General features: G+C 73.9%; 16 protein-coding genes. 4 read left to right on the top strand and 12 right to left on the bottom strand.

Going from position 1 to position 19243, the window contains the following annotated elements:
• Positions 1–221: 221 nt before the first annotated feature.
• From ACW14Y_RS33120 to ACW14Y_RS33110, 3 genes are all read left to right on the top strand, one after another.
• Positions 222–959, top strand: a complete 738-nt coding sequence (locus tag ACW14Y_RS33120) for a TetR/AcrR family transcriptional regulator (RefSeq protein ID WP_380390523.1) — start codon at positions 222–224, stop codon at positions 957–959.
• A gap of 144 nt (positions 960–1103) precedes the next feature.
• On the top strand, positions 1104–2984 hold the full coding sequence (locus ACW14Y_RS33115) for a hypothetical protein (RefSeq protein ID WP_456984543.1): 1881 nt from the start codon (positions 1104–1106) through the stop codon (positions 2982–2984).
• A gap of 350 nt (positions 2985–3334) precedes the next feature.
• Positions 3335–5641 (top strand): glycosyl hydrolase family 18 protein, encoded by a 2307-nt coding sequence (locus ACW14Y_RS33110; RefSeq protein WP_456984542.1) that lies wholly within the window; start codon positions 3335–3337, stop codon positions 5639–5641.
• Between the two features lie 232 nt (positions 5642–5873).
• On the opposite strand, the gene ACW14Y_RS33105 is transcribed toward ACW14Y_RS33110, so the two are convergent.
• From ACW14Y_RS33105 to ACW14Y_RS33055, 11 genes are all read right to left on the bottom strand, one after another.
• Positions 5874–6581 (bottom strand): spermidine synthase, encoded by a 708-nt coding sequence (locus ACW14Y_RS33105; protein WP_456984541.1) that lies wholly within the window; start codon positions 6579–6581, stop codon positions 5874–5876.
• A gap of 106 nt (positions 6582–6687) precedes the next feature.
• The gene (locus ACW14Y_RS33100; protein ID WP_456984540.1) at positions 6688–7746 is read right to left on the bottom strand and encodes a YeiH family protein; all 1059 of its coding nucleotides are present in this window, start codon (positions 7744–7746) and stop codon (positions 6688–6690) included.
• Between the two features lie 7 nt (positions 7747–7753).
• A complete protein-coding gene (locus tag ACW14Y_RS33095; protein ID WP_030392193.1) occupies positions 7754–8320 on the bottom strand; it encodes a cysteine dioxygenase family protein in 567 nt (188 codons plus the stop codon).
• Positions 8321–8487: 167 nt separating this feature from the next.
• The gene (locus tag ACW14Y_RS33090; protein ID WP_045943776.1) at positions 8488–9402 is read right to left on the bottom strand and encodes a LysR family transcriptional regulator; all 915 of its coding nucleotides are present in this window, start codon (positions 9400–9402) and stop codon (positions 8488–8490) included.
• 138 nt (positions 9403–9540) lie between these two features.
• Positions 9541–10410: an amino acid ABC transporter permease gene (locus ACW14Y_RS33085; RefSeq protein WP_380307947.1), complete on the bottom strand. Its 870-nt coding sequence runs from the start codon at positions 10408–10410 to the stop codon at positions 9541–9543.
• Positions 10407–11051: an amino acid ABC transporter permease gene (locus tag ACW14Y_RS33080; protein WP_266273330.1), complete on the bottom strand. Its 645-nt coding sequence runs from the start codon at positions 11049–11051 to the stop codon at positions 10407–10409. The genes ACW14Y_RS33085 and ACW14Y_RS33080 overlap by 4 nt, the downstream gene beginning before the upstream one ends.
• A 14-nt stretch (positions 11052–11065) precedes the next feature.
• Positions 11066–11953, bottom strand: a complete 888-nt coding sequence (locus ACW14Y_RS33075; RefSeq protein WP_380307950.1) for a glutamate ABC transporter substrate-binding protein — start codon at positions 11951–11953, stop codon at positions 11066–11068.
• A 10-nt stretch (positions 11954–11963) separates the two neighbouring features.
• On the bottom strand, positions 11964–12683 hold the full coding sequence (locus ACW14Y_RS33070; RefSeq protein ID WP_323182252.1) for an amino acid ABC transporter ATP-binding protein: 720 nt from the start codon (positions 12681–12683) through the stop codon (positions 11964–11966).
• Positions 12684–12757: 74 nt separating this feature from the next.
• The gene (locus tag ACW14Y_RS33065) at positions 12758–13003 is read right to left on the bottom strand and encodes a lipopolysaccharide assembly protein LapA domain-containing protein (protein ID WP_030392187.1); all 246 of its coding nucleotides are present in this window, start codon (positions 13001–13003) and stop codon (positions 12758–12760) included.
• 150 nt (positions 13004–13153) lie between these two features.
• Positions 13154–14926 carry an ABC transporter ATP-binding protein gene (locus tag ACW14Y_RS33060; RefSeq protein WP_380393828.1) on the bottom strand — a complete coding sequence of 591 codons (1773 nt, stop codon included), beginning with the start codon at positions 14924–14926 and terminating at the stop codon, positions 13154–13156.
• Positions 14927–15017: 91 nt separating this feature from the next.
• Positions 15018–16832 carry an ABC transporter transmembrane domain-containing protein gene (locus ACW14Y_RS33055; RefSeq protein ID WP_456984537.1) on the bottom strand — a complete coding sequence of 605 codons (1815 nt, stop codon included), beginning with the start codon at positions 16830–16832 and terminating at the stop codon, positions 15018–15020.
• 270 nt (positions 16833–17102) lie between these two features.
• On the opposite strand from ACW14Y_RS33055, the gene ACW14Y_RS33050 reads away from it, so the two are divergent.
• The gene (locus tag ACW14Y_RS33050) at positions 17103–17966 is read left to right on the top strand and encodes an aldo/keto reductase (protein ID WP_456984535.1); all 864 of its coding nucleotides are present in this window, start codon (positions 17103–17105) and stop codon (positions 17964–17966) included.
• A gap of 213 nt (positions 17967–18179) precedes the next feature.
• Here the strand turns inward: ACW14Y_RS33050 and ACW14Y_RS33045 are convergent, their stop codons facing one another.
• Positions 18180–19076, bottom strand: coding sequence for a MarR family winged helix-turn-helix transcriptional regulator (locus tag ACW14Y_RS33045; RefSeq protein WP_051742929.1), 897 nt, complete (start codon positions 19074–19076; stop codon positions 18180–18182).
• Positions 19077–19243 lie beyond the last annotated feature (167 nt).

The following is a 19243-nucleotide window of genomic DNA, read 5'->3' as shown; positions in this document are numbered from 1 at the left end:
CCCGCACGCCGTCTGCCCCCTCCTCCGCGCCCGCGCGCGGCGACCGTCCGGAGCGCACCGGGCGGTCCGCGCGGCCCGGCACACCGGAACCGACGGGCGAGGCGGGCGGAGCCGACGAGGCGGGCCAGGCAGGCAAGGCCGTCGGGCCGGACAAGGCGGTCGGGCCGGGCAAGGCGGGCAAGGCGGTCGGGCCGGACAAGGCCGGACGGCCGCGCCGGCGGCTGAGCGTCGACGAGCGGCGCGAGCAGCTGATCGCCGTCGCGCTGGAGCTGTTCAGCCACCGCCCGCCGGAGGAGGTGTCGATCGACGACATCGCCGCCGCCGCGGGCGCCTCCCGGCCGCTGGTCTACCACTACTTCCCGGGCAAGCAGGCGATCTACGAGGAGTCGCTGCGGCGGGCCGGCCGGGAGCTGGCCGCCCGGTTCGAGGAGCCGGCCGACGGCCCGCTGTCCGAGCGGCTGCACCGGGTGATGGGCCGCTACCTGGACTTCGTGCAGAGCCACGGCCCCGGCTTCGCCGCGCTGCTGCGCGGCGGCTCGGTGACCGCCAGCACCAACACCTCGGCGGTGATCGACGAGGTCCGGAGGGCCGCGCACGAGCAGATCCTCGGCCACCTGGCGCTGCCCTCGCCCAGCCCCGGGCTGCGGCTGACCGTCCGGGCCTGGATCGCCAACGCCGAGATCACCTCGCTGGAGTGGCTGGCCGACCGCTCGGTGCCGCTGGAGGATCTGCAGCTGCACCTGGTGCAGGAGTTCGTCGCCTCGCTCACCCTGACCGCCGCCCGGGAGCCCGCGCTCGCCGCCGAGCTGGCCGGCTTCTTCGCCGGGGAGCGGCCGGACGGCCCGACCGGCAAGCTGGTCCGCGACCTCGCGGGCCTGCTGGCCGTCCCCGGCCTGGCCGACACCCTCGCCGTGCTGGCCGTCCCACCGGCCCCGGAGGAGCCCCGGGAACGGCTCTGAGCACGGGCCGCGCCGCCGACGGCCGGTTCTGCCGTATCGGTGGCCTCTGATAGGAATGTGCACGGATCCGACGGCCCACCGGGCACCCTCGGGCCGGGATCCGCACCAGCGAACGCACAGCGAGCAGAGCGGGGGGCTCAACAGTTGACCCAGGACGGCCAGTTCAGCGCGGAGGCGACTCCCTTCGCGGCGGCGGAGCGGGTCTCCGCGACGCTCGGCAGCCTCACCGACGCGCTCTTCGACGCCCGCGCCTCGCGCCACCCCGCAGCCGTGCTGACGCGGTTGCGGACCATCGCGCACCCGGCCGCCGAAGCCCTGTTCCAGCTGCCGCTGGCGCCCAACGGGCCGGTGCACACCGCCGTCGGACGGCTCGGCACCGTGGTCACCGCCGGCACCACCCGCCCCGGCACCGGCGCCGCGCTCGCCCCGCTGGCGATCGGCGGACTGCTGGCCCGCTACGGCGCGACCGGCCCGGTCCGGGGCGCGGCGGGCGGCTCCCCGGAGGCCCTCACCGCCGGGCACTTCGACCTCCCGGTGACCGGCGAGCCCGCCGACCCCAAGCTCCGCCCCGCGTTCGCCGCGCCGCTGGCCGCCCTCGCGGCCGGGCAGCAGACCCGGCAGCCGGTCGAGCTGCCGACCGGCGCGGGCGCCGAGGTCCGGCTGGTCGTCCCGCCCGGCTTCCACGCCCTCACGGCGCCCGGCGGCCCGCCCGGGGTCTCCGCCCGGACCGTGTCCACCGGCGTCGTCGACGGCATCCCGGCCGGCCGCGGGATCGCCCCGGCCACCGGCGCGGCCGCCGCCGAGCTGACGGCCCACCTGGCCGAGACCGCCGAGGAGCTGTTCAGCGGCACCGCCCCGGCCGACCGCCGCGAGTTCGCGCTGATCGCCGCCGCCCTGGCCGATGTCGTCACCTCCTCCGGCGCCGTCTACGCGGGCGTCGCGGCGGTCCAGGTGGACGGCAGGGCGGCCGACGCGACGCTGGTCGTCTCGCTGGCCCGCCACCCGCTGCCGATCACCGGCCTGGCCACCGAACTCGCCACCGTGCGACGGCACGCCGAGGTGTGGACGGTGCTGCTGCCCGCCGGACCGGCGGCCGTGCTGGTCGAGGGCCGCAGCGTGCCCGTCCCGGGTCCGCTGGCCGCCGACGGGGTGCGGCGCTGGGCGGTCACCTCGGTGGTCGAGGCGTTCGTCCCGCTGCCGGACGGCGCCTCGGTGCTCTGCGTCCAGCTGACCACCGCCCAGCCGCAGGACTGGGAGCTGTACACGGACGTCTTCGCCGAGCTGCTGAAGTCCGTGCAGTTCGGCTGGGACGGCGTCCCCGCCGCTCCGGCCGCTCCGGCCGCCCCGGTGGCCGCCGTTCCGCCGGCCGCCACCGTGCTCCTCGTCCCGGCCGCCGAACCGGCGCCCGCCGCACCCCCGGCCGCACCCCCGGCCCCCGTCGCGGCGCCCCCGCTGCCCCCCGCGGCCCCCTCGGCCCCGGCGGCCCCGACGGCGCCTCCCGTCACCGAGGACGCCGCCACCGAACTCCCGGTGCACCTGCGCGGCACCCCGGTCCGCGTCCCCCCGGCCGACTTCAACCCCTTCGCCCCGGTCGCCGACCCGACCCCGGCGCAGCCGATCCTGATCCCCGAGGACGCGCCCGCCGCGGCCACCGCACCCAAGGGCACGCCCGTCATGGTGCCCCCGCCGGACTTCGACCCCTTCGGCATCCTCGGCACCCCCGCCGCCGCACCCGCCACCGAGAGCCCCGCCGAGACCCCGGCGCCCCTCAAGGGCACACCCGTCACGGTGCCGCCCCCGGACTTCGACCCCTTCGGCATCCTCGGCACCCCCGCCGCCGCGCCCCCCACCGCACCGCCGGCCGACGCGCCCCGGCCCGCCGCCGCCGACCCCTTCGGTACGGTGACCGCCGCCGAGCGGGCCGCCGACCCGTTCGGCACCACCGTGCCCGGCCCGCAGTCCGTCCCGCCGCCGCCGACCGCCCCGCCGAGCGTCCCGGCGCCGGAGCGCGACCCCTTCGGCTGAGTCCGCGCCGCGCCCCGGCCGACCGACCCCGACCGTCCGCGCCCCGGCCGTCGGCACCTCCGGCCCGCCCCGCGCGCGGCCGCCCGAACCCGCCCCACCAGCGGCGGGCCGGGCGGCCGCGCGCGCCGTCCGTCATGCCCACGACCACCAACTGGTACAGACCTATTGCCAGTTGCCGGTCCGCTCCCTACCCTCGGCACAGGATCCTCCGTGGCACCCCGACGGCCCGAGGACCGGTTCCGCGCCGCCCCCATGGCCCGGAGCACACACAGCTCCACGCACCTGACACCTCCCCACGGGTAACGGGGCGTCCGGGCCTGCCCCGGGACCCCAGGACAGGAGCCACATCCATGCGCAGACGTCGGATCAGCCTGCCGCTACTGGCGGCCGGGACCCTGCTCGTCCCGGTCCTCGCCGCCGCTCTCCCCGCCACCATGGCCAGCGCCGCGGCCGAGCGCGCCGCGGCCTCGGCCGCCGAGGCCGCCGCCGGGTCCCTCACCGCGGCCTTCGCCAAGGGCAGCGACTGGAGCACCGGCTACGAGGGCAGCTACACCGTCACCAACGGCTCCAGCGCCCCGGTCAACGGCTGGACCCTGGAGTTCGACCTCCCGACCGGCAACACCGTGGCCGGCCTCTGGAACGCCAGCTACACCACCTCGGCCTCCCACGTCACGGTGAAGAACCCCGGCTGGGCCGCGACCCTGCCGGTCGGCGGCACCTACAACGTCGGCTTCAACATCGCCTACTCCGGCAGCTACCAGCCGCTGAAGAACTGCAAGATCAACGGCCAGCCGTGCGACGGCAGCGGCGGCGACCAGACCGCGCCGACCGTCCCCGGCAACCTCAGGACCGGCACCGTCACCCAGACCTCGGTCGACCTGTCCTGGACCGCCAGCACCGACAACGTGGCCGTCACCGGCTACGACGTCTTCCAGGGCAGCACCAAGGTGGCCACCGCCGACGGCGCCACCACCGGTGTCACCGTGCAGGGCCTGACCGCGGGCACCGCCTACCAGTTCACCGTCCAGGCCTTCGACGCGGCGGGCAACCGCTCCGCGGCGGCCGGACCGGTGAGCGCCACCACCAGTGCCCCGGTCGAGGACCACGAGGCGCCCAGCACGCCGGGCACCCCCGCCGTGACCGGCTCGGACGCCAACTCCGTCTCGCTGAGCTGGGCCCCGAGCACCGACAACGTCGGCGTCACCGCCTACGACGTGTACAACGGCACCGCGCTGGCCGTGACCGTGACGTCCCCCGCCGCGACCGTCGGCAGCCTGGCGCCGGACACCTCGTACACCTTCACCGTCAAGGCCCGCGACGCGGCCGGCAACGTCTCGCCCGCCTCCGGCCCAGTGACCGGGAAGACCAAGCCCGGCGGCAGCAACCCGGCCGCGATGAAGATCGGCTACTTCACCCAGTGGAGCATCTACGCCCGCGGCTACAGCGTGAAGCAGCTCGACACCTCGGGCTCGGCCGGCAAGCTCACCACGCTCAACTACGCCTTCGCCAACATCCACCCGAGCACCAAGCAGTGCTTCATCACCAACAAGGCGGCCGGGCCGGACAACGACCCGAACGCGGGCGACGGCGCCGGTGACGCCTGGGCCGACTTCGGCAAGGGCTGGGACGCGGGCAACTCGGTGGCCGGGACCACCGACACCTGGGACCAGAAGCTGGCCGGCAACTTCAACCAGCTCAAGCAGCTCAAGGCCAAGTACCCCAACCTCAAGATCCAGATCTCGCTGGGCGGTTGGTCGTACAGCAAGTGGTTCTCCGACGCGGCGGCCACCGACGCCTCCCGCAAGGCGCTGGTCAGCTCCTGCATCGACATGTACATCAAGGGCAACCTGCCGGTGATCGACGGCCGCGGCGGCGCGGGCAGCGCGGCGGGCATCTTCGAGGGCATCGACCTCGACTGGGAGTGGCCGAACTCCGACGGGCACACCGGGAACATCTTCCGGCCCGCCGACAAGGCCAACTACACCCTGCTGGCCCAGGAGTTCCGCCGCCAGCTGGACGCCCTCGGCGCCACCACCGGCAAGCACTACACGCTGAGCGCCTTCCTCCCGGCCGACCCGGCGAAGGTCACCGCCGGCATCGACATCCCCGGCCTGTTCGGCGCCTTCGACTTCGCCACCATCCAGGGCTACGACTACCACGGCGGCTGGGAGATGGTCACCAACCAGCAGTCCGCGATCAAGGTCGCGGCGGGCGACCCGAACCCGCCGGCCCGGCAGTTCAGCTCCGAGGTCGCGATCGGCGCGTACGTCACCGGCGGCGCCCCGAAGAGCAAGCTCACGCTGGGCATCCCGTTCTACGGCCGAGGCTGGACCGGCGTCCCGCGCGGCACCACCAACGGCCTCTTCCAGACCGCGACGGGCCCCGGCCCGGGCACCTACGAGGCCGGCTTCGAGGACTACAAGAAGCTCAAGCAGATGGCCACCGGCGGTGGTTACACCATCTACCGGGACCCGGTCGCCGGGTACGCCTACATCTACAACGGCTCGGTGTTCTACTCCTACGACGACCCGACCGAGATCGCCCGCAAGACCGCCTGGATCAAGTCCCAGGGGCTGGCCGGCGCGATGATCTGGGCCTTCGACGGTGACACCCCGAACGGCGAGCTGATGGCCGCGGTGGACAACGGCCTCAAGTAGCCCCGTCCGTCACGCCCCGGCCCGCACCCGACGGACCACCTCCCGCACTTTGCAAAGTCCAGACTTTGCAAAGTGCGGGAGAGCGGCGGGCGGTCGAGCCCCGCTCAGCGCATGCGGTGGCCAGGTGCCCGACGTCGGGCACCTGGCCCACCCTCGCTCCGCCCCGACTCATGCACTTTGCAAAGTGCGGACTTTGCAAAGTGCGGAGGAGCGGCGAGCGGGGCGGGCCCGCTCACCGTGCGCGGCGGGCCAGGTGCACGGCATCGGGCACACCCCGAGCGACCTCGATCTCGTGGGTGACCACGTCGGAGAAGCCGGCCGCCCGCAGCTCCTCCTCGAAGGCCGTCGACGGCCGGGCGCTCCAGACCGCCAGCACCCCGCCCGGCTCCAGCCGGTGGCGCAGCACCGCCAGTCCGTCCGCGCCGTACAGCCCGGCGTTGCCGTCGGTGACGGTCCAGTCCGGCCCGTTGTCGATGTCCAGGCACAGCGCGTCGTAACGGGCGCCGTCGGCCCCGGCCAGGTACTCCAGCAGGTCGGTGTGCAGCACCTCGACCCGCTCGTCCTCCAGCGCCCCGGCCGAGAACGCGGCCAGCGGACCGTCGCGGTGCCAGTCGATGATGGCGCTCTCGCGCTCCACCACCGCGATCCGGCCCCAGCGCGGTTCGGCCGCCGCGTGCGCCAGCGAGAACCCCACCCCGAGCCCGCCGATCAGCACGGACGGCCGCGTCACCGGCGCGGTCCGGTCGAGCTCCTCCAGCGCCACCGCGATCAGCAGCCGCTCGGAGCGCCCGTCGGCGGTGTCCATCAGGAAGCAGCCGTTGGCGATGATCTCGTAGTCCCGCCCGCGACGGCGCAGCGCCACTTCCCCGAACGGACCCTCGCGCCGGTCCAGCGTGACGACGGCGGCGGTGCCGTCCCGTTCGGGCAGTGCGCTGTACATGCGGCGGGTTCCTCCGCGGAGTCGGGGGCACGGACACGCGGGTCGGCCTCCGAGGGCCGGACCACCCGCCCGACGATAACCCAGCCGGCCCCGGCGGGCGCCCGATTTACGTGGTGATCAGCACTCCGGCGTACGACACCCCCGCCACCACCAGCCAGGAGCCGAGCCCGAGCAGGGCGATCCGGCCGCCGGTGCGCACCATGGTCGGCAGGTGGACAGCGCTGCCGAGCCCGAACAGGGCGGCCGCGAGCAGCAGCTCCTGGGTGTCCCCGGCGAGTGTCAGGGCCCGCTCGGGCAGTACCCCGGTGGTGCGCAGCACGATCATGGCCAGGAACCCGGCGACGAACAGCGGCAGCAGCGGCGGCCGCTTGCCGGCGGTCGGCGCGGTGCCGGCCCGCCGGTGCGAGCGCCGGACGGCCACCGCGACCCCGGCGACCAGCGGTGCCAGCAGGACCACCCGCATCAGTTTGACCAGCACGGCTTCGCGCAGCGCTCCCGCGCCGCCGGTCTGCGCGGTGGCGACCACCTGCCCGACGTCGTGGACGCTGGCGCCGACCCAGCGCCCGAAGCCGCTGGGGTCGAGGCCGAGGGGCTGCTGGAGCAGCGGCAGGACGGCGATCGCCAGGGTCCCGCAGAGGGTGACCAGGGCGACGGAGGCGGCGACGTCCTCCTCCTCGCTGCCGGCGGCCTGGCTGACCGCGCCGATCGCCGAGGCGCCGCAGATCGAGTAGCCGGTGGCGACCAGCAGCGGCTGGTCGCCGGGCAGTCCGAGCCGCTTCCCGAGCCAGAGCGTGCCGGCGAAGGTGGCCCCGACCACGGTGAGCACCATGGCGACGGTGGCCCAGCCGAGGCCGAGCACGTCGTCGAGGCTCAGTTTGAGGCCGAGCAGCACGATGCCGATCCGCATCAGCCGCTTGCCGGCCGTCGAGAGCCCGGGCCGGGCGACGCCGCGCACCACCGGTCGCAGCCCGGGCAGGTGGGCGGCGGCGATGCCGAGCACGACGGCCGCGGTGAGCTTGGGCACGGCGGGGACGGCCTGGTGGACGGCGATCGCGGCGGCCACGCCGAGCACCGCGAGCAGCAGGCCGGGGGCGTCGCCGCCGAGCGGGGGCAGGATGCGGGTGCGGACCGGCCGGACCCGGCGGTCCCGGAGGATCAGGGCCATACGGGGCTCACCGCTGTTCGCCGGCGGGCAGCCGGTAGACGCGCCGGATGCTGGTGCCGAGCTTGGCGACGTCGGCGCCGTAGACATGGACGGAGATGGCGGTGGAGCCGCACGCGTTGCGGACGAGGTGGATGTCGCCGGGCGGGGCGAACGCGGCGACGGTGCCGGCCGGGCCGACCACGTGCTCGGTCTCCACCAGGTGGGCGGTGCGTCCGTCGGACACCAGCCGGTAGCGGGTCTCGCTCTCCTGGCCCTGGTGGACGCCGGCCACGCACCAGGAGACGTGGTCGTGGATCGGGGTCCGCTGGCCGGGCAGCCAGACCAGCGCGACGACCGAGAAGGAGCCGTCCTCCTCGGCGTGCAGGACGTGCTGGCGGTAGCGGTCCGGGTCGCCCTCGCGCTGCTCGGCGGTGAGCAGCTCGCTGTCGCCGAGGTGCGGGGCGAGGCGTTCCCCGACCAGGTAGGCGGTGAGTTCCGGCGGCAGGCCGCGGTCCACCACGGCGCGGATCTCGCCGACGAGGGCGCTCATACGCTCGGTGAGCCGGCCGCTGCCGACCGTGGCTGACGTTGTCATGGCGGTAGCGTCGCCCCGCGCGACCTATCACGTCCAAGGAGGGTTCTTTCGCCCTCCCCCAACCATTGCTTATCGATCAGCTCGGGAGTGACCGACCCCGGCCCGATCGGCGCGGTACCGGTCGGCGCGGGCTCGGCCGACCCGGGTTCGACGCCCGACCGCCCGGATCAGCACCCGACGCGGGCGGCCGCGGCCTGCCGCAGCTGGTCGAGCACCAGCGCGGTGGCGGGGATCCGCCGGTGCTCGCGGAGCACGTACGCGCTGACCTGCCGCCGCAGGTGCGGCTCCACGGCCCGGCCGGTGACCTTGCGGTGGCACATGAAGGAGAGCACCAGCGCGGGCATCAGCGCGATCCCGACCCCGGCGGCGACCAGGCTCTGAACCGCGAGGTTGTCGTCGGTGGAGAACACGATGTCGGGCGCGAAGCCCTCCTCCGCGCAGACGTGCAGCAGGTTGGCCCGGCAGCGCGGGCAGCCGGCGATCCACCGCTCGCCGTCGAGGTCGGCGAGCCGGACGGCGTGCCGGCGGCCGAGCGGGTGGCCGACCGGCAGCAGCACCGTCAGCAGGTCCTCCATCAGCGGGATCTCGTCCAGCTCCGGCGGCACCTCGGCCGGCGCGCCGGGATAACGGAAGGCCAGCGCGATGTCGCACTCGCCGCGCAGCAGCCGCTGCACGGAGTCGGGCGGCTCGGCCTCCAGCAGTTCGACCCGGACGCCCGGGTGCTCGGCGAGCAGCCGGGCCATGGTCTCGGGTATCAGGGTGGCGTTGGCGCTCGGGAAGGCGCAGACCCGGACGCGTCCGGCGCGCAGCCGGGCCAGCGCGGCCAGCTGCTGCTGGGCGGCGGAGAGGCTGCCGAGGATCTGCTCGGCGTGCCGGGAGAGCGCCTCGCCCGCCTCGGTGAGCCGCAGCCCGCGCCCGGCCCGGGTGAACAGCGGCAGGCCGACGCTGCGTTCGAGGGCCTTCATCTGCTGGGTGATGGCGGGCTGGGTGTAGCCGAGTTCGCGGGCCGCCGCCGAGTAGGAGCCGGCCCGGACGACCTCGTGGAAGGTCCGGATGTGCCGCGAGTCGAATACCGGCTCCACTGTGCCTCCGCCCGGACGCCGTGCCACTGCCCGGCAATCATAAGCAGAGTTTGGAGGTATCGAGCCGACCCCCGTTCGTACCTATGGTTCACTCCGGGAACGGACGCCCCTCGCACCCCCGGCGACCGGGCCGCGGGATCACCGCTGCGCGGTCGGCGGCAGCCCCATCGCCACCTCGGCACTGGCCACCGGCGCCCCGCCCCGCATGCTCGGCCGGCGCCGGCCCTGCCGCTCGACCCATCGCGCGAACCAGGACAGCAACAGGCACATCCCGATGTAGATCGGCGCGATCACCATCACCACCGGGATGAACGGCAGGTCGTAGTCCAGGTTGGTGGCGATCAGCTTGCCCGCGTGCAGGAACTCCTCGTAGGTGATCAGGAAGCCCAGCGAGGTGTCCTTGAGCGCCACCACCAGCTGGCTGATGATGGCCGGCAGCATCGCCCGGTTGGCCTGCGGTACCAGCACGTACGCCATGACCTGGGTCTTGCGCATGCCGAGCGCGAAGGCCGCCTCCTTCTGCCCCTTGGGCACCGCCAGCACCCCGGCCCGGAACACCTCGGCCAGCACCGAGCCGTTGTAGAGCACCAGTCCCGCCACCAGCGCCCAGAGCGGGGCGACCTTGAGCGCGACGAAGATGAAGAAGATCATCACCAGCAGCGGCATGGCCCGGAAGAACTCCACCACCAGCGTGGACAGCATCCGCACCGGCCGGTGGTCGGAGAGCCGCCCGGCGGCGAACAGCGCACCGAACGGCAGCGCGAACAGCACCGTCCAGCCGAAGGCCTTGAGGGTGTTGCCGAGCCCGCGCAGCAGCAGCTCCTGGACGCCCTTGTACTCGAAGGCCATCCACTTGGACTCGGTGAACTGCTGGGTGTGGAAGAGCATGTAGACGATCCAGCCGAGCAGCGCGGCGATCGCCAGCAGCGCGATCCCGCCGTACAGCCGGTGCCGGGCGAGCGCCTTCGGGCCCGGGATGTCGTAGAGCGCCGAGGATTCCACCGTCATCGCGCCACCGCCACTCGTCGTTCCAGCAGGTTGAACACGAGGCTGACGGCCAGGGTGATGATCAGGTAGCCGACGGCGATCCAGACGAAGGTCCAGACGATGCTGTAGCCCAGCTCGTTGATGGTCCGGTAGGTGCCGAGCAGTTCGGTGACGCTGAACGAGCCCGCGATCGCGGTGTTCTTCGCCAGCGCGATCATCACGCTGCCGATCGGGGCCACCACCGACCGGTACGCCTGCGGCAGCACCACCAGCCCCATCGTCTGGCCGAAGGTCATGCCCAGGCTGCGCGCCGCCTCGCCCTGGCCGACCGGCACGGTGTTCACGCCCGCGCGCATCGCCTCGCAGACGAAGGCCGAGGTGTAGCAGCCGAGCGCCAGCACCGCGAAGGTGAAGAACGGCAGGGTGATGTCGAAGCGCGGCAGGCCCAGCACCACGATGAAGAACAGCAGGGTGAGCGGGGTGTTGCGCAGCAGCGTCACCCAGGTGGTGCCGAACACCCGCAGCGGCTTCACCGGCGAGACCCGGAAGCTCGCGATCAGCACCCCGAGCACCAGGGCCAGCACCGCGCTCACCACGAACAGCGAGAGGGTCCCGAGGAAGCCCTCCCAGTAGGTCGACCAGTTGTCGGTCAGCGTTTTCACAGCCGGCCCCTCCCTCAGTACCGGTCGATCGGCGGCGGCGTGGGCGCGGGGATCCCGGACAGGCCGAGGGTCGCGTCGTACGCCTTCTTCCAGTCGCCGTTCTCCTCGTGGTGCGCCAGCGCGTCGTTCAGCGCGCCGCGCAGCACGGTGTCGTTCTTGGGCGTGCCGATCCCGTACGGCTCCTGGGAGAACAGCGGGCCGACCACCTTGAGCTCGTCCGGCACCTTGGCCGCGTAGCCCATCAGGATGGTGTTGTCCGTGGTGACGGCGTCCACCTGGGAGGTGATCAGGTTGTCCACGCAGGCCGAGTAGGTGTCGTAGCCGATCAGCTCCGCCTTCGGGTACTGCTTCTGGATCCGCTGGTACGGGGTCGAGCCGGCCGCCGAGCAGACCTTCTTGCCGTCCAGGTCCTGCGGCCCGTTGATGTCCTTGTTGTTCTTGCGCACCAGCAGCGACTGCCCGGCCAGGTAGTACGGCCCGGCGAAGCCGACCAGCTTCTTGCGGTTGTCGTTGATGGTGTAGGTGCCGACGTAGTAGTCGACCTGGCCGTTCTGCAGCGCGGTCTCGCGGTTGGCCGAGGCGATGGTGCGGAACTCGATCCGGTCCGGGCCGAAGCCCAGGTCGGCGCCGACCATCTTGGCGATCTCGATGTCGAAGCCGGAGTACTGGCCGGTGGCCGGGTTCTTCTGGCCGAGGTAGGGCTGGTCCTCCTTGGCGCCGACCACCAGGTGCCCCCGGGCCCGGGCGCCGTCCAGGGTCGGGGAGCCGCTGACCGGGCTCCCGGTCGCCACCTGGTAGCTGGGCAGCGCGCTGGGCTGCGGCCCCTTGGGCGGCGGGGTGCCGGGCTTGCCGCAGCCGGCCAGCAGCAGGGCCGCGGCCAGCAGGGTGACGGTCTTCTTCACGGGCCGGGCCTCAGTGCTTCAGGATCTTGGAGAGGAAGTCCCGGGCGCGCTCGCTCTCCGGTGCGTCGAAGAACTCGTCCGGCGCGCGGTCCTCGACGATCCGGCCGTCCGCCATGAAGACCACCCGGTTGGCGGCGGAGCGGGCGAAGCCCATCTCGTGGGTCACCACGACCATGGTCATGCCCTCGTGCGCCAGCAGGCGCATCACGTCCAGCACCTCGTTGATCATCTCGGGGTCCAGGGCCGAGGTCGGCTCGTCGAAGAGCAGCGCCTTCGGGTCCATCGCCAGCGCCCGGGCGATCGCCACCCGCTGCTGCTGGCCCCCGGACAGCTGGGCCGGGTACTTGTCCGCCTGGTCGGCCAGTCCGACCCGCTCCAGCAGCGCCCGGGACTTGGCGTCCGCCTCGCCCCTGGCCCGCCCGCGCACCTTGATCTGCGCCAGCGAGACGTTCTGCAGCACGGTCCGGTGCGCGAACAGGTTGAAGGACTGGAACACCATCCCGACCTCGGCCCGCAGCCGGGCCAGCCCCTTGCCCTCCTCGGGCAGCGGTCGACCGTCGATCAGGATGGTGCCGGACTCGATCGGCTCCAGCCGGTTGACGGCCCGGCAGAGCGTGGACTTCCCGGAGCCGGACGGCCCGATCACCACCACGACCTCGCCGCGACCGATCGTCAGCTCGATGTCCTGGAGCACGTGCAGCGCGCCGAAGTGCTTGTTGACCCCGCGCATCTCGATCAGCGGGGCGAAGCCGCCGGGCCCGGAACCGGGAACCGGTCCGGGCCCGGGCGGTGGCTCGGCGGTGCTCACCGTCCGCGCCGCCCCTTCAGCAGCCAGCCGAGGGCCGCGCCGGCGATCAGGGTGCCCAGCAGGGCGATCCAGAGCGGAGCGGTCACGGTGAAGACCCAGAACTGGATCTGCACCTTGTCGAGGTTGGCGAACAGGAACCACACCGCGAGGACGACGATGACGCCGATCCCGATGTACCGGGTGGGAATCCCACCGATCTCACTGCGCTTGGTGCCGGAGGCGCCGTCCGAAATCTTGGTCACCCGTGCAGTCTGCGGGCGAATGGGCGGGTTTGCCCCGCCACGCGCCCGGGAGTAACCCGCACGGGGCAACCCCTCCCCGCGCCGGGCCACCTCCCGTCACACTCCGTCATGACCCGTCATGGTCCGTCATGACCCGTCATCAGGACGGGCTCACCCCTCGTCCCGCCAGGAGCGCCACAGCGCCGCGTACGGACCACCGGCCGCCACCAGCTCCGGGTGACTGCCGTACTCGCTGATCCGCCCGTCCTCGACCACCGCGATCACGTCCGCGTCGTGCGCGGTGTGCAGCCGGTGCGCGATGGCGATCACCGTACGGCCCTCCAGCACCCGGGAGAGCGAACGCTCCAGGTGCCGGGCGGCCCGCGGGTCCAGCAGCGAGGTGGCCTCGTCCAGCACCAGGGTGTGCGGATCCGCCAGCACCAGCCTGGCCAGTGCCAGCTGCTGGGCCTGCGGCGGCGTCAGCGCGGCGCCGCCGGAGCCGACCTCGGTGTCCAGACCGGCCGACAGCGCGTCCACCCACTCCCCGGCGTCCACCGCGTCCAGCGCCCCGCGCAGCTCGGCGTCGTCCGCCCCGGGCGCGGCCAGCAGCAGGTTGTCCCGGAGCGTCCCGACGAACACGTGGTGCTCCTGGTTGACCAGCGCCACCTCGGAGCGCACCCGCTCGGCCGGCATCCGGGACAGCGCCGCCCCGCCGAGGGTCACACTGCCCCGGCCCGGGGCGTAGATCCCGGCCAGCAGCCGGCCCAGGGTGGACTTCCCGGCCCCGGACGGCCCGACCAGGGCCACCCGGCTGCCCGGGGCGACGTCCAGGCTGATGCCGTGCAGCACATCGGCGCCCTCCCGGTAGCCGAAGCGCACGTCCCGCGCCTCGACCCGCCGCCCGCTCGGCCGGACCTCGTCGTCGTTCTCCGCCACCGGCACCTCGTGCACACCGACCAGCCGGGCCAGCGAGGCCTGCCCGATCTGCAGCTCGTCGTACCACCGCAGGATCAGGTCGACCGGGGCCACCAGCGCCTGCGCGTACAGCACCCCGGTGGTCAGCTGGCCCACGGAGATCCAGCCCCGCAGCGCGAACAGCCCGCCGAGCACCAGCGGACCGAGCACCGCCAGGGTGTACACCGCGTCGATGGTCGGGAACCACGCCGAGCGCAACCAGAGGGTGTACCGCTCCCAGGCGATCCACTCCGCCAGCTTGCGGTCGGTCAGCCGGACCCGCTGCTCGCCCAGCCGCAGCGACTCCACCGTCCGGCCCGCGTCCACCGTCTCGGCCAGCACGGAGTTGACCGCCGCGTACCCGGCGGACTCGTTCCGGTAGGACTGCGGGGCGCGCCGGAAGTACCAGCGCGAGGAGGCCAGCAGCAGCGGCAGGCCGAGCAGCGAGGTCAGCGCGAGCAGCGGCGAGGTGACCACCAGCGCGCCGAGGACCAGCAGCAGCGAGACGATCGCCACCGCCAGCTCCGGCACCGCCTCGCGCACCGACTTGTCCAGCCGGTCGATGTCGGTGGTGCCGCGGGAGACCAGGTCGCCCGTGCCGGCCCGCTCCAGCACACCGGTCGGCAGCGCCACCGAGCGGACCAGGAAGTCCTCCCGGAGGTCGGCCAGCACCCGCTCGCCGAGCACGGCGCCGCGCAGCCGCGACCACCAGGTGAACGCGGACTGCACCGCCAGCGCGAGCAGGTACCAGGCCACGGCCACCGTGATGGTGGACCCGGCGGTGCCGGTGGCCAGCGACTCGACCAGCGTGCCGAGCACCCACGGCCCGACCAGCCCGGCCACGGTGGCCACCGTGTGCAGCCCGACCACCGCCGAGAACGCCCCGCGGTGGCGCCGGGCCAGCACCCGGAGGTAGCCGCGCACGGCGGCCGGGGAGCCGACCGGCAGCGTGGTGGCCGGCCCCTGCTCCTGCTGGACGGGGGGCTTCATGCGTCACTCCTCGGCTCGGACGGGATCGGACGGTTCCACCGGGACGCGGCGGCGGGGCGGGCGGCCCCGGCCGGCCCGGACGGGCGGCGCCTCATGACCGCTCCCCCACCGGCGCCGGTACCCCGGCGCCCGGCCCGACCCGCGCCGGCTCCTCCTCGCGGGTCACCACCGCCCGGTAGGCCGGCTCGCCGCGCATCAGCTCGCGGTGCGAGCCGCTCGCGGCCACCCGGCCGTCCCGGACCAGCACCACCCGGTCCGCCCGGTCGAGCAGCAGCGGGCTGGTCGCGAGGACCACCGTGGTGCGCCCCTCGCGGTTCTTCCGCAGCCCGGCGGCGATCCGGGACTCGGTGTGCGCGTCGACCGCGCTGGTCGGCTCGTCCAGCACCAGGACCGGCGGGTCGGCCAGCAGGGCCCGGGCCAGCGCCAGCCGCTGGCGCTGGCCGCCGGAGAGCGAGCGGCCCCGCTCGGTGATCTCCGCCCGCATCGCCTCGCCGCGGCCGGTCAGGCCCGCCGAGCCGTCCACCAGGGCGTCGAGCACGTCCTCCGCGCGGGCGGCGGCGAGCGCCTCGGCGGGGTCGACCCGGCCGGAGGCGGGGATGTCGAACAGCGCCGCCAGGGTGCCGGAGAGCAGCACCGGCTCCTTGTCGTGCACCAGCACCGCGGCCCGCGCCTCGGCCAGCGGCACGGTGTCGAGCTCGACGCCGCCGAGCCGGACCGAGGGCTCCGCCTGCCCGCCCTCGGCGACCGGGACGTGCCCGCCGAGCCGCTCGGCCAGCGCCCCGGCGAAGTCCGGGTCGCCGCAGACCACCGCGGTCAGCTCCCCGGCCCGGGCGGTCAGCCCGGTGACCGGGTCGTACAGGTCGGAGCGGGCCGGCTCGGCGAGAGCGTTCGCACCGGCGCCGTCGCCGTCGGTCCGGGTGAGCGAGAGCACCCGGACCGCCCGCCCGGCCGAGACCCTGGCGACGCTCCAGGCGTGCGCCGCCTCGCCGAGGATCCGCAGCGGCGCGGCCAGGAAGGCCGTGGCGCCGTAGACCGCGACCAGGGTGCCGATCGAGATCCGCCCCTCGGCCGCCTGCCGGGCGCCGTACCAGGTGATCCCGACCACGAACAGCCCGGGCAGCAGCACCTGCTGGGCCTGCATCAGGGACCAGATCCGGGCCGAGCGGACGGCGGCCGCCCGGACCTTCTGGGAGGCCGCCCGGTAGCGGTCGAGGAAGAGCTCCTCGCCGCCGATGCCGCGCAGCACCCGGAGGCCGGCCACCGTGTCGGCGGCCAGCTCGGTCGCCTTGCCGCCGAGCGCGCGCTGCTCCGTGTAGCGGCGCTCGAACGGCCCCAGCAGCGGCCAGACCGAGGCGGCGAGCACCGGCACGCCGAGCAGCACGGCCAGCCCCAGCACCGGCTCGGTGGCCAGCACCGCGGCACTCACCCCCAGCCAGACCACGATCGCCCCGCGCAGCCGGGCGACGAGCTCGACGTACCAGCCGATCTTCTCGACGTCCCCGCTGCCGACCGCGACGATCTCGCCGGTGGCGATCCGCCGGGACAGCCCGGAGCCGAGGTGGGAGGCCTGACGGGCGACCAGCTGCCGGACCTGGCAGGCGGCGTGGATCCAGTTCCAGACCGCCTGGCGGTGCAGCAGGACGGTGCCGACCGCGGAGACCGCCGCCAGCGCCAGGGCGAGCGCGCCGGCCCGCCACAGGGCGCCGGAGTCCCCGTCGACGACGGCCTGGACGCCGAGGCCGACCGGCAGCGGCAGGGCCGCCTGGCAGCCCATCTCCAGCAGCGACCAGCAGGTGGCGAGCACCTGACCGCGCCGCTGGCCGCGCTGGAGCCAGCGCAGGAATCCGAGCGGGGAGGAGAGTTCCGGACGGCCGGGGTCGGCCAGCGGGAGGGTTTTGAGCAGCATGACGCTCCGTTGGAGGCGGCGCGGGCGGAGGGCGAGGGGGGAGGCCGGTAGGGTCACGGCCGTGGGTCGGTCAGGAGGTCATGGCAGCGAGACTGCCAACCCGAATGTGATCTGCGCAACAGGTTTTCCGCCCGCCGGGCCCACCCCGTAGGCTGCTGCAAGCGCCGGTAGCGCGCGTCGGAAAATTTCTCCGGAAGCGGGGAACAAATCCGTCGCCCGCACCGGTTGCCCCCTAGGAACCGTGGACGACCAGGAGAGGGCACTCCTTCCGTGAGCAACATCCCGAGCCTCGAGCTCAACGACGGCAACCTCATCCCCCAGCTCGGCTTCGGGGTCTGGCAGGTGCCGGACGCGGAGGCCACCGCCGCCGTCCGCGCCGCGATCGAGGCGGGCTACCGCTCCATCGACACCGCCGCGATCTACGAGAACGAGACCGGCACCGGCAAGGCCGTCGGCGAGGCGCTGGCCGGCGGCATCGCCCGCGAGGACCTCTACATCACCACCAAGCTGTGGAACTCCGGCACCCGCGACTGGTCCGGCGAGCACGGCCGCGACGCGGTGCTGCGCGAGTTCGACGCCTCCCTGGAGCGGCTCGGCCTGGAGTACCTCGACCTCTACCTGATCCACTGGCCGCGCCCGATGCACGGCAGCTACGCCAATGTGTGGAAGGCCCTGGAGCAGCTGCGCGCCGACGGCCGGGTCCGCTCGGTCGGAGTCTCCAACTTCGGCACCGAGCAGCTCACCCGGCTGGCCGAGGAGTCCTCGCTCGTCCCGGTGCTGAACCAGGTCGAGCTGCACCCGTACTTCCCGCAGGAGGAGCTGCGCGCCTTCCACGCCGAGCACGGCATCGCCACCGAGGCGTGGAGCCCGCTCGGCCAGGGCAAGGACCTCCTCGGCGAGCCGGCCCTGGTCCGGATCGCCGAGAAGCACGGCCGCACCGTCGCCCAGGTGGTGCTCCGCTGGCACCTGCAGAGCGGCATCATCGCGATCCCGAAGTCGGTCACCCCCTCGCGGATCAAGGAGAACCTCGACGTCGCCGGCTTCGAGCTGGACGCCGAGGACCTCGCCGCGATCGCCGGTGTCGCCACCGGCACCCGGATCGGCCCGGACCCGCAGGGCTTCGACTGGAACTGACCGGACGGGCGGCACCGCCCGCCCCGCGCCCGTCAACGGCGAAGGCCGCCCTCCCGCATCGGGGAGGGCGGCCTTCGCCGTGTTGACCCGCGGACCGTCACCGGTCCGGGGCCGACGGCCCACGGTCGAGGACGGCCGACCGACGGGTGAGCGACGGACGACCGCGGAGCGACCGGATGGCGAATCGTTTTGCCGGACGGCCGAGGCTTCCGCCTACAGCCGCGCCGCCTTGGCGATCAGCGCGAGCGCCGCCTCGTGCTCGTGCTCCTCCAGCGGAGCCAGCAGCAACCGCTGGACCTGCGCCACGCCCGCGGAGGAGCGGTGCAGCAGGTCCTGACCCGCCGGCGAGAGCGACAGCAGGTTGCGCCGCCCGTCCGAGGGGTCGCGGCGACGCTGGACCAGGCCGCGCCGGACCAGCCGGCTGACCATCTCCGCCATCGTGGCCTTGTCCAGCGAGGCGAGCTCGCCCACCGTGCGCTGGTCGGCGCCCGGCTCCAGTTCGAGCGCGTCCAGCACCGCGTACTGCGGCGCCGTCAGCTCCGAACCGACGTGCTCCGACCAGAGCTTGGTGTGCACCTGCTGGCTCACCCTGATCAGGTAGCCGATCGCCCTCTGGGCGTCCAGCATCGGTCGCGCGTCCGTCAGGACGGCGACCTGGGCCGGCTCCAGTCTGGCTATCTTGGCCATGACACGGACAATCTCCAGCTGCTCCTCCGAGGTGAGCGGCTCGAAGAGCGTGCGCTGCACACGGACCACTCCGCCGGTGGCCTCGCGGACAGCCTGGGCGCCGCTCTGCGAGAGAGCGAGCAGCTTGCGCCGGCCGTCGGCCGGGTCTCGGCGCCGAAGCACCAGGCCGCGCCGGACCAGCCGGGCGACCATCTCGGCCATAGTGGCCTTGTCGAGCGAGGCACGCTCCCCGACGGTCCTCTGGTCGGCGCCCGGTTCGAGGGCGAGAACCAACAGGACCGCGAACTGCGGGGCCGTGAGATCGGCCCCGACATGTTCGGACCACAGTCGAGTGTGGACCTGCTGTGCAACGCGGATGAGGTGTCCGGGCGACTGCTGCAGTCGCGCGGACACGCGGGTCGTCGGGATCTCCCCCAGCACCATGTATCCGTCCCGATGTCACACCCGGTGTGTGTGGGACACCCGGGTGGGGCAGTAACGGCGAGTGGGCGTCCCGCTGTGAGGGAGGGCGCTCCAGCCGTGCAGCCGGTGGCTGCTGGCGGACACTATACAAACGGCAGGCCCTCGCTGGCAGGCAGGGGCGGATAGTA

Source organism: Kitasatospora sp. cg17-2, assembly GCF_054031055.1.
The sequence above is the reverse complement of the archived record's forward strand: the minus strand, read 5'-3'. Positions and strand labels throughout refer to the sequence as shown.

What these genes read in the sequence shown, in the direction of transcription:
- ACW14Y_RS33110 (WP_456984542.1), top strand. Translation starts at nt 3,335, where the DNA reads ATGCGCAGACGTCGGATCAGCCTGCCGCTACTGGCGGCCGGGACCCTG.
- ACW14Y_RS33105 (WP_456984541.1), bottom strand. Translation starts at nt 6,581, where the DNA reads ATGTACAGCGCACTGCCCGAACGGGACGGCACCGCCGCCGTCGTCACG.
- ACW14Y_RS33100 (WP_456984540.1), bottom strand. Translation starts at nt 7,746, where the DNA reads ATGGCCCTGATCCTCCGGGACCGCCGGGTCCGGCCGGTCCGCACCCGC.
- ACW14Y_RS33095 (WP_030392193.1), bottom strand. Translation starts at nt 8,320, where the DNA reads ATGACAACGTCAGCCACGGTCGGCAGCGGCCGGCTCACCGAGCGTATG.
- ACW14Y_RS33085 (WP_380307947.1), bottom strand. Translation starts at nt 10,410, where the DNA reads ATGACGGTGGAATCCTCGGCGCTCTACGACATCCCGGGCCCGAAGGCG.
- ACW14Y_RS33070 (WP_323182252.1), bottom strand. Translation starts at nt 12,683, where the DNA reads ATGCGCGGGGTCAACAAGCACTTCGGCGCGCTGCACGTGCTCCAGGAC.
- ACW14Y_RS33060 (WP_380393828.1), bottom strand. Translation starts at nt 14,926, where the DNA reads ATGAAGCCCCCCGTCCAGCAGGAGCAGGGGCCGGCCACCACGCTGCCG.
- ACW14Y_RS33055 (WP_456984537.1), bottom strand. Translation starts at nt 16,832, where the DNA reads ATGCTGCTCAAAACCCTCCCGCTGGCCGACCCCGGCCGTCCGGAACTC.
- ACW14Y_RS33045 (WP_051742929.1), bottom strand. Translation starts at nt 19,076, where the DNA reads ATGGTGCTGGGGGAGATCCCGACGACCCGCGTGTCCGCGCGACTGCAG.